Genomic DNA, 14891 nt, shown 5'->3' on the forward strand with positions numbered 1-14891 from the left:
GACTGATCAGAGTCGAATTCACTCCAACGTGCCTATAGCACCTCGCTCGTGCGCATGGCAGTCAGGATCAGAAACTCGAAAGCCAGCTTTGTAATCTCGCTGGAATCTGACTTTCGGAGGGCTTTGATGAAGGCTGGGACCTTGTCATAGGGCATCGCATCGTGGTGGCTGTCCCGGCCATTCTGCTTCGGAAGCCCTCGCTCGACGCCCTCGACCGGATTGTCGCCCGTCCGATATCCTGATGCTTTTGCCCAGTCCAGCATAGTCTTGATTCTTTGGCGTATTCGGCGCGCTGTTTCCGGCTTGGTCAGCCAGATCGGAGCTAAGGCTTTCAGGACATCTGGCGTCTGAACCTGATCGATCCTCGTGTTCCCAAAGTGAGGGATGACATAGTCGTTGAGGGTATTGATCCACTGATCGCCATGCTTCTTGTTCTTCCAGCTGGCCTTGTGCTCGGCGTGGACCTGCTCGGCAGCCTTGGCAAAGGTCGGAATCTCGCGCCTCTGCTTCTTTCTCTCAGCGAGTGGATCACCACCCTCTCGTGCAAGCTTCCGGTACGATAGGGCTTTCTCGCGAGCTTCCGCCAAGGACACAAGGGCCAACCCACCTAACCCAATGTCCCGCCACTTTCCGTGGACGACGGTTCGCAAGAGCCATCGCTTAGCGCCTGAGGGATCGACAACGAGATAGAGTCCGTTACCATCCGTATAGCGCCCGGGCTTGTTGAGGTTGCGAACTCACATGGCGCTGAGCGCCTTTTCCGGGTGCCTGCCTCTACCTTTCATCGTAGTGTCCGCCTAACTCAAACACCCCACATTCGTACCCACATCATATGTGAGATGTAGTAGCATTGCAATGACTCGTGCTGGACAACTTACAAACCAGGCTTCCTTGCTGCGCCTAGCTTTTTGGACACTAGCGGACCTATTAGGATTTTAACGAAACGGCCCCCCTCTCCGCCACTCAATCACAGTAAATTACTGTTTGCTCATTTTGGCGGAACCTCTGAGCCTTTGCCCTGCCATGGCTTCGCGATTCGTCCAAGCAGGGGCATGACGGATTCGGATTCATTCCGACGCAATCGCTTCGACCGGCCAAGCTGGCACTCTCAGTCCGCCATCACCGTTTCGTAACGGCCGGGTGTGGCGTGCAGCCATAAGGCGCAGCGGTTCCCGCCGGGAGGCGAGCGTGGCTGTACGGTCAGCACAGCCGTGGCGGCCGGCACTTGGGCCGTTGTAGCGATGAGGTACGGCGCATGGAGGCGGATCGCAACGGCCAGTACGTAGGAGCCGGTAACGAGACCGTCAGACCCTGTTCCGAATGCTTGCTCTCTGCCGGTACAATTCTATCGGGATGACCAGTACCGCGACGAGGACCGTGAGCAATGTCGCGGCCGCCGGTACCACTGGAGTGAGTTCCTGCTTTACATCCGCCCATATCCGTACGGGCATCGTCACATGGCTTCCGCTGATGAACAACGTTACGATCAGCTCGTCGAACGAGATGAAAAACGCGAAGATGGCGCTGATCGCCAGCGAAGGCGCCACCGCCGGAAAGGTTACATACCAAAAGGCCTTCAGAGGCGTCGCGCCGAGTACCCGAGCAGCGAGGTTCAAACTCTCCCCGAGCTGCCGCAGAGCAGCCGTCATCGTCACGACGACGAGCGGGAGGGCCATCATGACATGCATGATGACGAGGCCTGTGAAGGTCCCCAAGAGACCAAGCGCATGGAGCAGCAGAAAGGCTCCCAGAGCGGTGATCACCGCGGGCACGATCTGAGGCACGAGAAACGCTCCGCCGATCGTGAAGCTTGTCTTGCGAGAGAAGCGGACGATCGCCATCGCCGCCAAGGTTCCGAGTCCCGTCGCTCCCACGGCCGTGATGACGCCCAGCAGCAGGCTCGTCTGAAAGGCCTTCAACCAAGCGGGGTTCAGGAAGATCTCAGCATACCAGCGCCAGGAGAACCCCCTGGGAGGGAACACGAGATATGTCGTGTCGCTGAATGACAGCGGAACGACGATCAACAGGGGAACGACGAGATAAGCCAAGACGAGCAAGAAATAAAACGGCAGGAGCGAGCGGCCCAGCGTATCCCACAATGTACCTTTCATGAGCGGATACCCCCGTCATTGGCCGTAGCGGCGAACCTGCCAAGGACCAGATAGGTCAGCCCCGCCACCAGCAGTCCGGCAGCGAGGAGCACGATGCCCAATGCTGCGCCCAAGCCCCAATCCAGGGTCTGGTTGATCTGCTGGGCGATGACGTTCGAGATCATGATGTCCCTCGGACCGCCCACAAGAGCCGGCGTTACATAGAATCCGAGAGACAGAATGAAGATCAGGACTGACGAGGAGATGACGCCGTTCATGCTGAGAGGGAGAAAAATCATCCGAAACGCAGCAGACGGCGGTGCGCCGAGAACACGTGCCGCCCGGATGAGGTTGCGATTGATTTGGCTCATGGCCCCATACATGATGAGAACGGCAAGCGGAAGCAGGACTTGGATCGAAGCCACCAGCACGGCGCCTCGCGTGAAGATGAGCTTCAAGGGCTCGCCAACGACGCCCAATTCGACAAGCATAAGGTTCAGCAGGCCCTCGCGGCCGAGTACGACGATCCAGGCGTAAGTTCGGACAAGGACGCTGACCCACAGGGGGAACGTGATGAGGAGGACGCACAATCGCTGGAGAGGGCCGCTCATCATGGAGAGATAGTAGGCGACCGGGTACCCGATGATGACACAGAGCGCGGCAACCTGCGCGGATAGAACGATCGTCTGCCAGAGCACCTGGACGAAAAGCTCGTCGGTCACCGCAGTCGTGATGTGCTCGCTCGTAAAACCCTGGCCGTCAAAGAGACTCCAGCGGATCACCTCGACCATCGGTAGAATGAAAGCGAAGGTCGTGAGCGCCACGGGCGCCGCCAGAAGCAATGCGGTTGTTCGTGCTCGATTTGTCATGGATGCATTGCCTCTGGCTTCACCAAACTTTACTTCAGGCGCCAAGCATCCCAACGCCGCTGGAGCGCCGGTCTGTTCTTCGCCCAGAACTCGAGGTCGAACGCGAATTGCTGCTTCATGTTCTTCTCGGAAGTCGGCAGATCCTCACGGATCTTCTCGCTCAGGAGGGCCGGCAGTTTCGGTGACAATGAGGGATACCCGGTCACTTCTGCACCGATCTTCTGGATCCCGAGATCCATGAAACAGACGTTGAAAAACTTCATGACGCCACTAGGATTCTTCGCGCCCTTCGGGATGGAGTAGAAGGGAATATTCAGGGAGCCGCCGCTCCATGAGATATCGACCGGCACCTTCTCGCTTTTCATCTGGACGACCCGGCCGTTCCAGGTATTCGTGTAATAAACCTCTCCGCTCGCGAGCAGTTGCGCGGGCTGCTGACCGCTCGTCCAAAACACGGCGATGTCGGGTTTGATCTCGCTCAACTTTGCGAACGCTCGATCGACGCCCTCCGGAGTCTTGAGGACATTGTAGATCTGATCGAGTGGCACACCATCGGCGATGAGCGCGAATTCGAGGTTTTCCAAGGGGGTGTCACGCATGGCCCGGGGTCCGGGGAAGTTCTTGACGTCCCAGAACGTCTTCCAGCCATCGACAACTTTGCCGGCCGGAACCTTATCCGTACGATAGGCGAGGATCATCGAATACACGCGGCCGGCGACACCGTATTTGTGTCGCCCGACAGCCGGCATTTCATTGTCCGGATCGACGACAGACCAGTCGATCGGTTCGAGCCATCCGTTGTTGGTCGCCGTGATGAGAATCTCGCCCTCCGCCGGGAACATGTCCCAGAGGTTGCTGCCTGTGGCTTGCTGGACTTTCAACTGTCCCAGTGGATCGCTGATGGCAACCTGCTCCAAGACGATGCCATGGCGCTCCTTGAGTGGCGCCGCGCAGTACTTGTTGTAAAAGTCGGCGACCATGCCGCCGTAATTGGCGATGACCACCTTTTCCTGAGCGATCGCCGAAGATGCCAGGAGACTTGCAAAGAACGCACTCGCAAACCGCAGATACTGAGCCGATTGACGCATGGTGGTTTTCTCCTCTGGTTATTGTGTCCAATTCTTATGGTGAACCGTCGACGACAAGAACGGCATCTGACGGGTCGAAGCTCAGCCAGATTGCATCGCCTGGATTCAAACTGAAGCCAGCTTGACGAGGCTGGCGGAAGTAGATGGAGATTCCGCTGGGTGTAACGGCGCTCACGGAGATCATGTCACCGAGGAACACCGTCTCCTGGACTTGGGCCGGGAACTCGACCTCCTGTCCGTCTGCCCGTTTTGCCATCAGCTTTTCCGGCCTCAGGTTCAGGAACAGGGGCGCAACGCCTTCAGGAATCGCGGGTGGCGTGATGGTAAGGCCGAGATGGTCGAGAACCACCTGGCGGCCGGACCGTACCGCAGGAACGATGTTGGTCTGCCCGATGAAGTCAGCCACGAACTTCGTTCGTGGTCGATCGTAGAGATCTGCGCTGGATCCGAGTTGTTCGATGCGTCCGCTCCGCAGGACCATAATGCGATCCGACATCGCCATCGCTTCGCGCTGATCGTGCGTGACATACACCACCGTGCATCCAAGGCTTCGCTGGATCTGCTTGATTTCGAACTGAAGCGCCTCCCTCAACTTGAGATCGAGCGCCCCCAGCGGCTCATCCATCAGAAGGACGCGCGGGTGAAAGGAAATCGCCCTGGCGACCGCGACGCGCTGCTGCTGCCCGCCGGACAACTCGCGGGGAAACCTGTGCCCGAGACCACTCAATCTGACGATACCGAGCGCCTCTTCGCCACGCTTGCGAGCTTCCTGCTTCGGGACACCTCTCATGCGCAAAGGAAAGGCGACGTTGTCCGCAACGTCCATGTGTGGAAAGAGCGAATAGTTCTGAAAGACCATCCCGACGCCCCGCTGCTCCGGTGGGAGGGTATGAACAGCCTTTCCGTTGATCGATATTTCTCCGTCGTCAATCGGAATGAACCCCGCCAACGCATTCAGGATCGTCGACTTGCCTGAGCCCGACTCGCCCAGGATCGTGAGAAACTCCCCTTCCTCGATGGCCATGCTGAAACCATCGAGGGCCGTGAAAGAGCCGAAGCGCTTCGTGACATTCCGGAAAACGATCGGGACGCCGCGTGCGCTATTCGTTCCGATCGCTTTCTGAGGTGACGAAAGTGACTGCGCCTCATCTTTCCGGTGGCGGTGCTCCTGTCCCATCAATCCTCACAGTCCATTTGATAGAAAGTGTCCATCGGGCTGGCTTGGTCACGCATACGGACCAAGGGGGCCAGGCGATACCCGCTCATCGTTTCGCCCCAGCCTTTTGTGCGAAGTTCCACGCTCGCACCGCGAGCGGGCGAGTCCGCGCAGCCATTTCGCGGGCCTTCTCGCTGGATGCGGTGCCGTCACGAACACGCCCGGCGATCCCCTGAAGGATTCCGACAAGGCGAAAGAGATTGTAAGCGAAATACCAATTGAGGTCCGGCACATCCGATCTGCCGGTCAATCCGCAATAGAGTGAGATGACCTCATCGATGTCAGGGATGCCGAGAGACTTCAAGTCAGCTCCTGCCAAACCGCTCCGTCCATCCGGTGGCATCGCCCATTGCATCAAAAAGTACGTAAAGTCAGCGAGCGGGTCCCCGAGGGTCGACAGCTCCCAATCGAGGACGGCCTTGATGCGATCGTCGCTCCCGAACACGGCGTTGTCCAGGCGATAGTCGCCATGCACGATCGAGACTCGCTCCTGCGCGGGCAAGGAGTGAGGCAGCCAGGCGATCAGATCCTCGACCTCCGGTATGTGTTCGGTCTCGGACGAGCGATACTGCTTTGTCCACCGGACGACCTGCCTTTCGAAGTAATTTCCGGGTCGAGCATAGTCGTTCAGACCAAGCGCGGCATAGTCGACGTTATGAAGCTGCGCCAGTGTTTCGACCTGGGACTCGAATATCCTGCGGCGCTTCTCGGGGGACAATCCGGGGAGAAGGGCATTCCAGTAAATGTCGCCCTGCATCATCTCCATGACGTAGAACGTCGTTCCGATGATATCTCCATCGAGACACAAGGCGTATGGCGTGGGAACGGGGAACCCGGCCCGATGGAGCGCGGCAATAACCCGAAACTCCCTGTCGACCGCGTGAGCCGAGGGCAGCAACGCACCAAACGGCTTGCGTCGCAGGACAAGGGATCCGCTCGGACTCGTGATGTGATAGGTCGGATTGGACTGGCCGCCCTTGAACTGCCGGATACTCAGCGGCCCGCGATAATGTTCGACATTCGCGGAAAGCCATTCATCGAGGCGAGCGAGATCGAAGGGATTGGCCTCTTGGAGCGGTTTTGTCCCCTTGAACGCATCATCGTCGATGGGGCCGGCCGACTGCCCGAGAGGTTCACCTGCTAAATTCATCGTGCGAAGATCCCGTTGGCAGGCCTCTGGGTTGGCCCGGTGGTCTCCTCGGATAGGAGAACCTCCCGCCCACCTCCTGGTGCCCTGCAGTCGTCCATCGCCACGCATGCAGGGACAGCAAAGGTCCGGTTGGACAGCCCCGTCATCTGCCGCTCCCATGAGATGCTTCGGCCGGCACACCCTCGGTTTGAGCCACACCGATAACATTGTCACGGGCGAGGATGTTAATCTCCTCCTCCGTCAGGCCAACTTGGGACATGAGCACGGACAGGGTATCCGCACCCAGGCGAGGTGCACCCGACGTTGGCTTTGGCGGCGTGCGGCTCATGTGTTGCAGTGGATTGGCCAGGACGTGAAGCGGCTTCCCGTCATCGTCGAACGTCCAGACCACATTGCGCGCCTTCGAGTGAGGATGTTCGAGTGCCTCGCCGACATTATAGATCGGCCCGGCCGGCACCCGCTCAGCCATGAAGACGTCGAGCCATTCCTGGCGCGTCTTCGTTCCAAGAACCTCAGACAAGAGCTCCTCCAAGATGACCCGGTTGGTCATACGGGCCGCATTGGTCTGAAAGCGCGGATCGGTCGAGAAGCTCTCGCGGCCGATGGCGCTGCAAAGACGCGCAAACTGCTCGTCCGTTCCCACCGCTACGAGAATGAGGCCGTCTGAGGCCTGATAAGGCTGCACGGGGACGTGGGTCGGATGCAGGCTACCCTGGCGCATCGCGACGCGTCCTTCGTTGAGATACGCCGTGCCGACACCCAGCAAGGACGACATTCCGACATCGAAGAGCGATACGTCGATATGCTGGCCCTTCCCGCTCGACGTCCGCTCATAAAGAGCCGCCAGGATGCCGATGGCCGCATTGAGGCCCAGCATGATGTCGTAAATCGCAACGCCGACACGGGCCGGTGGGCGATCAGGATCCCCTGTGAGGCTCATCAGCCCAGTCATCGCCTGAAGAACCATGTCGTAGCCCAGCCCGTCCCTGTTCGGGCCGGTCTGGCCAAAGCCCGTCACGGAAACGGCGATCAAGCGTTCGTTCAGGGTCATCAAACTCTTGAGATCGATCCCGAAACGTTTCAGGTTGTCGACCTTGTAGTTCTCGACCGCCACATCCGCCTTCTTCGCCAGGGCCCGAATGATGTCCTGCCCTCGGGGCTCGGCGAGGTTGACGGCGATGCTCTTCTTTCCACGATTGATCATCGCGAAGCTGGACTTGCCCCATGTTCTGGCTTCATCGCCCCAGAGAGCTTCGATCTTCCAGACTTCAGCGCCGAAATCCGCGAGGATCTGGGTTGCGTTCGGACCGGCCAGAACCCGTGATATGTCAAGGACGCGAATATCTTTGAGAACGCTCATGACGTGTCTTCCTTTGCCTAATGACGAGGGCGGTCAGGCGACTTCAAAGCCGCGACTGCGAATGAATCCCAGCGTGTCACGCATGTCAGCAAGCTTTTCGCCGGCATCGATGCGGGACTTTGTGCCGGGTTCGCTACGCACGACGGCGAGCGCTTTCTCGGCGAAGGATGCCGCCTCATCCCTCTTCAGAACGACGACGCCGCTCTCGTCAGCGACGACGACATCGCCCGGATCGACGGCGACACCTCCGCACATCACTCGAGTGTTGAGTTCACCGGCCTCCCCCAGTCGCTGTGTCGTCAGGGCGCTGGCACCACGGTACCACGTCGGGAGGCCATGCTCACGCAGTTTGGCAATGTCGCACGCGACGCCGTCGATGGCGACGCCAACGGCACCCGCGACTTTTGCAGCGTATGCGAGCATTCCGCCCCACGCGGCATGGCGCGTGTCTCCATCTCTGTCGATGATCAGGAAGTCACCGGGACGTAGTCGGCTGACCGCCAGTGGAATGATCGTACCGTCGGCGCCGGGGGCCTTGACCGTCACGGCAGTTCCTACTTCGACCGCTCGGGGCAGGAGCGAGATCATCCCCGGATCCATCGCACCTTCCCGGATGAAATGTCCGATCTTGACCGCGTCAACCTGGCGGAGCAGCGCAAGCAGATCGGCATCGATCTGTTCGGGCATGGGATTCACTTGGAACATGGCAGACCTCTCACGACGTTCAACTTGGCTTGGACCAACAACTTGCTTCCACTAGGAGTGCACATCCATCTCGTCGGGCTCCAGAGCCCGTGTGTCGGCGGCAGCCCATGTGACTTTGACCTGCTCGCCGGGCACCCAATCGTGCGCGGTACGTCGGGTCAACTCCTGTGCCATCACCGTGTGGCCGTCGGCGATCAGCACATGGTGATTGGTGACGTTCCCCAGGATAGTGGACGAGACGATCTGCCCGGGAACGCTGTTGGCGGCCGACAGATGTGAAGTTTCATCGTAACGCTCGATCCTCAAGCATTCGGGCCGAACCAGAATCATGACTGGCTCGTTGTTGATCACCGCAGCTCCTGAGCCGATCCGGATCGTCTCACCGCTCTTCAGCTGAGCGATGCCATCTCCGACAGCAGTGGTCGACAGGATGTTAGATGCTCCGAGAAAGTTTGCAGCGAAAACCGAGCGTGGTTTGAAATACAGGTCGGCAGGACTGGCCTGCTGCACGATGCGTCCCTGATGGAACAAAACGATCCTGTCAGCCATGCTCAGCGCCTCCTCCTGATCGTGTGTCACGTACAGAATCGTGGTGCCAAGAGTCTTGTGAAGGCGCTTGATCTCCGACTGCATTTGCTCCCGTAGCTTCTTGTCGAGAGCACCGAGGGGCTCATCCATCAGAATGAGACTCGGGTCGTAGACGATACACCGGGCCAGGGACACCCGCTGCTGCTGTCCGCCAGACAACTCACGGGGCAATCGCTTCTTTGCGTGCCCAAGTTGTACGAGGTCCAGAACGGCTTCGACCTTCTTGACGATGTCCTTCTCTGCAAGCTTCCGGACGCGAAGCGGAAAAGCCACGTTCTCGTAGACGCTCATGTGTGGAAGCAACGCATAGTTCTGGAAGACCATGCCCAAGTTTCGCTTGCTTGGCGGAAGATGGGTCATGTCGTCGCCGGCGATGTGAATGCTTCCCCGGGAGGGCGGCGTCATTCCGGCGATGATATTGAGGAGTGTGGTCTTTCCCGAGCCGCTTGGCCCGAGAAGCGCAACAAACTCGCCCTTCATGACGTCGAGATCGAGTGTGTCGAGTGCGATTACGCCGCCACCGTAACGCTTGGCCACGCCTGTGAGGCGTACCATCGGCTCCCCGATCAAGGCATCTCGTTGCATCATTTTCTATCCATGATGATCGTAACCAGAATGCATATTCCGGTTGAAAGAATAGTCAGCAAAGTCGCCACTGCGGCGATGACCGGCGAGATTTCCCATTGGATGGTCGAAAACATCTTGACCGGCAAGGTCGAGAATCCGGCGCGGCCGACGAAGTATGCGATGATGACTTCATCGAAAGAGATGAGGAATGCGAACAGAGCGCTGGCGATGATTCCGGACCTCAAGAGAGGCAACGTTACTTTGCGGAAGACTTGAAATGGACTAGCGCCCATGATCATCGCCGCAGATTCGATGTTGCGCTCCATATGCCGCAAAGCCGAACTTGCAGTGATGATGACGAATGGTATCGCGACGAGCGTGTGACCGACAATGATCGGCAATGCGCTTCCGGAGAAGCCTAAAGTCGCGAAATATAAGTACAGTCCAAGCGCAACGACGACGACCGGCACGAGCATGGGACTAAGGAGAAACAGCACGATGGCGCCGCGACCCGGAAAGCTGCTGCGCGCAAGACCGTAGGCCGCCGTTATTCCGATGACGACGGCCAAGACCGCAGTCGCAATCGCGATTTTGAAGCTGAGAAACGTCGAGGAGAGCCAATCGCCCTTCAGAAAGAACGCCTCGTATTGCCGGAGCGAGAAACTATCAGGTGGGAACGCCAGCTCATCCGTGCTGTTGAAGGACATGGGAATGATGACGAGGGTCGGCAGCACAAGAAAGGCGTAGCCGAACCAAGCCCACGCATTGGCACAGTGTGTGATCCAGGTCGAGTGGCTGGCGGAAGCAGCAGTCTCTTTCATCTTTCTAGCCTGCCAATGTCGAGAGCGCACGGGTCCGGCCCATCAGAAGAGTGAAGACCGCGCATAGAATGAACAGCAGCACTGCAATCGTGGCGGCCATATTCCAGTCCAGGATCTCGCGGGTGTAGAGATCGACGAGGTTGGCCATCATCAGGTCGCCACGGCCGCCGAGCAGCGATGCCGTCACATAGAAGCCGAACGTGTGAACGGCAGCCAGAAGAAAGCTGGCAGCCACCCCAGGCATGCTCAAGGGCAACGTCACCTTTAGGAAAATCCGCAGTTTGCCCGCCCCCATAATCTGCGCAGCCCGTCCGAGATCTGGATCTCGTGCCAGCAGACTGTTGAGAATGGGGAAAATCATGAATGGGATCAGTGTATGGATTGTACCAACGATGACCCCGAAACGATTGAACAGCAGCGGGAGCGCCGGAATGCCAAAATACTCGATGGTCGTGTTGATAATGCCGTTTCGCCCAAGAATGATCATCAAGGCGTAGCTTTTAACGAGAATGCTCGTCCAGAACGGGATGAGGACGATCATCATCAGAAAGGCGCGGCGACGCGGCGTTTGCTTGGCCATGTGATAGGCCATCGGGTAAGCAAACAGCAGCGCCACGAACGTGCTGCTGAAGCTGATCACGAGGGTATTGACGAAGACTTTCTGGAACAGCGTGCTCGATATGACGCTTTGATAGCTGTGTGTCGTGAACTGACCGTTCCAGAAGCTTTGACCGATGACGCTCGCCAAAGGCGCGATGAAGACGACCGCCGTGAAGAGCAGCGCGGGAAGCACATAGAATGCGGCAGATTGCTGACCGGTTCGTGCGTACATGACGGCTCTTCGCTATCGGGACAGGACTACGAGAGATCGCGCGGAATTCAGCTGAGCTGCCATTCCTTGTAACGCCGTGTCAGCTCGTCGAAGCGGGTCGACCACCAGATCTCATCGCTCATGGCCGTTTTCGGGCCATTGAGGTCCGGCGACAGCTCAAGCAACTCTTTCGACAGCTTGGCGATGGCCTCGGTTTTGGTGGGCGTGTAGCTCGTCAGTTCTGCAAAATGGGCCTGGCGATCCGGCCTGAGCTGGAAGGCCAGATGCTTCTGGGCCAGGTCGAGCTTCTTCGTGCCCTTAAGGATCGCAACCCGGGTTACGTCGACCAGGGCGCAATTGGTGGCGTAGGCCAGCGGAATTCCCTGGCGTCGGGCGAGGAAGACGCGTCCGGCGGCCGAAGACACGTAATCGACCTCGTTCGCTTGGAGGAGGGAGATGGTCTGGGGCATTGCGTTGACCCAGTTCGTCACGGTGGGCTTGATCTTGTCGAGGGACTTGAAAGCCCTGTCGACATCGAGCGGGTAGAGCTTCTTGGCGTCGACTCCGTCGGCCATCAGCGCATATTCCAGTGTGCTGGTCACCCGGGTCATCAATCCCCGGCGTCCGGGATAGGCCTTCGCGTCCCAGAAGCCGGCCCAATCTTTCGGAGGCCCACCGGGTCCGACCTTGTCGGTGCGCCATGCGAAGCTGCCGGATACAAGGCAAAGGCCGATGGCAAATTCATTCTGGCTACCGGGCGTGGTCCCCGACATGTCGACGACGCCGGTATCGACCTTTTCCCAGAGGCCGTCCCGCATTCCCGTAGCCAGCCACCCGTTCGAGAGTTCGACGACGTCCCATTCGACATTCTTCGTTTGAACCTGGGCCCGCGCCTTCGCGAGATCGGTTCCGGCCGCAACGACCACCTCAATCCCGGTTTCCTTCGTAAACGGCTTGTGGAATGCCTCGGTCATCGCCTCGGCCCATCCGCCTCCATAGCTGGCGACGACGATGGATTGAGCCGAACGAGCCGATTGCGGCCGGAGGATGAAAGGCGCCGCGAGCGCAGCGGTGCCGATACGCAGGACATGCCGACGGGAAAAACCGCTGTTCTGGATTGTCTGTTTCATGATGTCCCCTCTCGAATGCTCTTCATGGCTTCAGCGTCCTCGCACCGGAGGCGCGCGGGCTCGATCAGCCTAACCGCCCTCTAACGGTCAGGCCGCTCCTCCAAAATTCCTTGGGCACTTCTTATTTAGAAAAGCTAGCATGTTATTTTCTCGTCATCAATCCGGTAATATAGCCGATAGATTGGACCTTGGGACGGGGTCATGCTATTTCTGACACCATAGTTAGAAAGACCGGCATCTATTAGTCGATGCGCTCTCTTGAGGTGCGCCGAGACGATGGCCGGATCACCACGGAGTGCGCAGTGAGGCGATTGGAAGGGAAGCGTGCGGTCATCACCGGTGCAGCCAGCGGGATTGGCCGCTCCTCCGCATTGCTTTTCGCGGCCGAAGGCGCTCGTGTCCTCGCAGTCGACCGAGATCTGGACAATCTCAGAGCGTTATCCGATCGGTCCGGCGGCGCGATAACACCCCATCTGGCGAACTGTGATGTGGAGGAGGATATCGACGGGATGGTGTCGATGGCACGGGATCACCTCGGCGGGATCGACATCGCTTTCGCGAATGCGGGGATCAATGGCGGGGCCGAAGCCTTCCTCGATCAAACCGTGGGCGAGTGGGAAGCCGTGCTGCGGACCAATTTGATCGGCACCTTCCGACTGGTTCAACAGGCTGCCCTCGCCATGCTACCTCAGCGCCATGGATCAATTATCTGCACCGCCTCGGTCGCGGGCCTGCGGGCAAACGCAGCGGGTGCGGCCTACAGCGCCAGCAAGGCGGGCGTTATAAGCCTCGTCCAGACTGCCGCCAGCGCGCTCGGCGGCACCGGGCTGCGAATCAACGCCATCTGTCCAGGCCTGATCGAGACCGGCATGACCCGCACGATCTTCGAGCGCGCTGCGAGCCGCGGAACCTCGGACAAGATCGGACAACTGAACCCTCTGCGCCGGGCAGGCCACCCCGACGAGATCGCCGAAATGGCGCTCTTCCTGGCCAGCGACAGCTCAAGCTATGTCAACGGTCAGGCCCTCGCGGTTGACGGCGGCCTGTCCAGCATGCATCCCACTCCTCCTCGGAAGAGTTAGCGCGGGCCCAAATATGGCGGCATTGAAGGAGACGGCCCCTCGGCCGCCGGAACAGTCCCCCCGGACAGCTGCGACCACAGCCGTCCGACAGACGCGCACGAGGCGCCGCTCCGAAGAACGCCGGCGGGCGATTCTGGCGGCGGCCGTCCAGCTGTTCAATGAGAAAGGCCTGCGCGGGACCACTCTTTCCGACGTTGGCCAGGCGGTCGGCCTCAGCACGAACAGCATCTGCTACTACTTTCGCAAGAAGGAAGACCTCGCTGCGGCCTGCTTCATCGAGACGATCAGCGTCATTCGGGCAATCGTGGCCGAGGCAGGGCGCGAGACGTCTTCGGAGGCCCGGATCCGGGGCCTGGCCTCTGGCTTCGCCCGGCAGCTCGCCCGTGAAGCGGAAGGAGGCGCCCAGAAGCTCGCTGGCGTCTACGATTTGCGCGCCCTGGAGGGAACGCAATCAAAGGTTGTGTCATCAGCTTATAATGACCTTTTCCGGGAGGTCCGGGCCCTACTTCTCACCGCAGATCACCCGAAGCCCAGTCGCCTGATCAACGCGCGCGCGCATCTTCTCATCTCCCTTGTTCACTCGATGCGGATCTGGATCGGACGCTACGCAACGAACGACTATGATCTGGTCGCCCAGCATTTCTGCGACGTGCTGATCGGAGGATTCATCGCGCCGAAAGCGTCCTGGCCGCCAGTAGCCCTGGCACCGGTCAACTGGTCCTTCGAGGAGGATGCGACCTCCTCGCGCGATGCTTTCCTGCGAGCCGCCACACAGACGATCAACGACTTGGGCTTCTCAGGAGCATCGGTCGACAGGATCTCCATGCGCCTTCAGGTCACCAAGGGGGCTTTTTACCACTACAACGAGAGCAAGGAGGGCCTGTTCTCTGAATGCGCCGCTCGGACATTCGCGATCTTGAGCGATGTCCAGAATGAGGCTCGTTCTCAATCCACAGGCTGGAACGAACTCGGATCCGCCATCACCTATTTGGTCGCCTATCAATTGTCTGAACGAGGGCCCCTCCTGCGCGCTACCGCCCTGAGCGCCCTCCCGGCAACGGATCGCGCACACATGATCGACGCGACCAACAAACTCTCTGAGCGCTTCGTCTATCCCATCGTCCGAGGAATTGCGGATGGATCGATCCGCCCGGTTCACCCCGTCGTTGGCTCGCACTTGGTGAGCGCGATGATCTACGCCACGACCGAACTGCCGCTTTGGGTTCGTGAAACACACTCGGACGAAGCCATCGAGCTTTATGCCAAGCCCCTCCTGACAGGGTTTCTTTCCGAACTCGCTTAAAGCGGTAAAAAGCGTTCTGACGATCCGAAGAGGATGTCGGGACCGATAATCTGCTTCGCATCTTAGGCACATACCTATAATTCCAAATAATTCCTTAGGTGCGCCAAATCG

Annotated in this window: 14 protein-coding genes and 1 pseudogene; 2 read left to right on the forward strand and 13 right to left on the reverse strand. The window is 59.1% G+C overall.

Translation table 11 applies throughout. The features are described from left to right. Positions 1-32 precede the first annotated feature (32 nt). The 13 genes and pseudogenes from ILT42_RS03795 to ILT42_RS03850 all read right to left on the reverse strand — a co-directional run bounded on the left by ILT42_RS03795 (position 33) and on the right by ILT42_RS03850 (position 12395). Positions 33-494 (reverse strand): tyrosine-type recombinase/integrase, encoded by a 462-nt coding sequence (locus tag ILT42_RS03795; protein ID WP_407664532.1) that lies wholly within the window; start codon positions 492-494, stop codon positions 33-35. A 21-nt stretch (positions 495-515) separates the two neighbouring features. Beyond that, positions 516-710, reverse strand: a pseudogene (locus ILT42_RS23260) (Arm DNA-binding domain-containing protein); the annotation flags it as partial. Between the two features lie 594 nt (positions 711-1304). Further along, entirely contained in the window at positions 1305-2111 is an 807-nt protein-coding gene (locus ILT42_RS03800) for an ABC transporter permease (protein ID WP_204213978.1), read from the reverse strand. After that, positions 2108-2959, reverse strand: coding sequence for an ABC transporter permease (locus ILT42_RS03805; protein WP_204213979.1), 852 nt, complete (start codon positions 2957-2959; stop codon positions 2108-2110). The genes ILT42_RS03800 and ILT42_RS03805 overlap by 4 nt, the downstream gene beginning before the upstream one ends. A gap of 29 nt (positions 2960-2988) precedes the next feature. After that, positions 2989-4047, reverse strand: a complete 1059-nt coding sequence (locus tag ILT42_RS03810) for an ABC transporter substrate-binding protein (protein ID WP_204213980.1) — start codon at positions 4045-4047, stop codon at positions 2989-2991. Between the two features lie 34 nt (positions 4048-4081). After that, positions 4082-5224, reverse strand: coding sequence for an ABC transporter ATP-binding protein (locus ILT42_RS03815; protein WP_204213981.1), 1143 nt, complete (start codon positions 5222-5224; stop codon positions 4082-4084). An 85-nt stretch (positions 5225-5309) separates the two neighbouring features. Next, positions 5310-6413 (reverse strand): phosphotransferase family protein, encoded by a 1104-nt coding sequence (locus ILT42_RS03820; protein WP_204213982.1) that lies wholly within the window; start codon positions 6411-6413, stop codon positions 5310-5312. A gap of 142 nt (positions 6414-6555) precedes the next feature. Then, entirely contained in the window at positions 6556-7773 is a 1218-nt protein-coding gene (locus ILT42_RS03825) for a CaiB/BaiF CoA transferase family protein (RefSeq protein ID WP_204213983.1), read from the reverse strand. A 33-nt stretch (positions 7774-7806) separates the two neighbouring features. Then, positions 7807-8478: an RraA family protein gene (locus tag ILT42_RS03830; protein WP_204213984.1), complete on the reverse strand. Its 672-nt coding sequence runs from the start codon at positions 8476-8478 to the stop codon at positions 7807-7809. 51 nt (positions 8479-8529) lie between these two features. Beyond that, a complete protein-coding gene (locus ILT42_RS03835; protein WP_204213985.1) occupies positions 8530-9654 on the reverse strand; it encodes an ABC transporter ATP-binding protein in 1125 nt (374 codons plus the stop codon). After that, a complete protein-coding gene (locus tag ILT42_RS03840; RefSeq protein ID WP_204213986.1) occupies positions 9651-10454 on the reverse strand; it encodes an ABC transporter permease in 804 nt (267 codons plus the stop codon). Before ILT42_RS03840 ends, ILT42_RS03835 begins: the two co-directional genes overlap by 4 nt. A 4-nt stretch (positions 10455-10458) precedes the next feature. Next, complete coding sequence (locus ILT42_RS03845) at positions 10459-11286, reverse strand: ABC transporter permease (RefSeq protein WP_204213987.1); 828 nt, start codon at positions 11284-11286, stop codon at positions 10459-10461. A gap of 47 nt (positions 11287-11333) precedes the next feature. Next, positions 11334-12395 (reverse strand): ABC transporter substrate-binding protein, encoded by a 1062-nt coding sequence (locus ILT42_RS03850; protein ID WP_204213988.1) that lies wholly within the window; start codon positions 12393-12395, stop codon positions 11334-11336. A 302-nt stretch (positions 12396-12697) separates the two neighbouring features. Between ILT42_RS03850 and ILT42_RS03855 the strand changes: the two genes are divergently transcribed. Both ILT42_RS03855 and ILT42_RS03860 read left to right on the forward strand, forming a co-directional pair. Further along, positions 12698-13477, forward strand: coding sequence for an SDR family NAD(P)-dependent oxidoreductase (locus ILT42_RS03855; protein WP_324617697.1), 780 nt, complete (start codon positions 12698-12700; stop codon positions 13475-13477). Between the two features lie 13 nt (positions 13478-13490). After that, positions 13491-14780, forward strand: coding sequence for a TetR/AcrR family transcriptional regulator (locus ILT42_RS03860; RefSeq protein ID WP_204213990.1), 1290 nt, complete (start codon positions 13491-13493; stop codon positions 14778-14780). The last annotated feature ends 111 nt before the right edge of the window (positions 14781-14891 follow it).

The sequence above is a fragment of the Microvirga pudoricolor genome (assembly GCF_016892705.1).
Taxonomy (GTDB): domain Bacteria; phylum Pseudomonadota; class Alphaproteobacteria; order Rhizobiales; family Beijerinckiaceae; genus Microvirga; species Microvirga pudoricolor.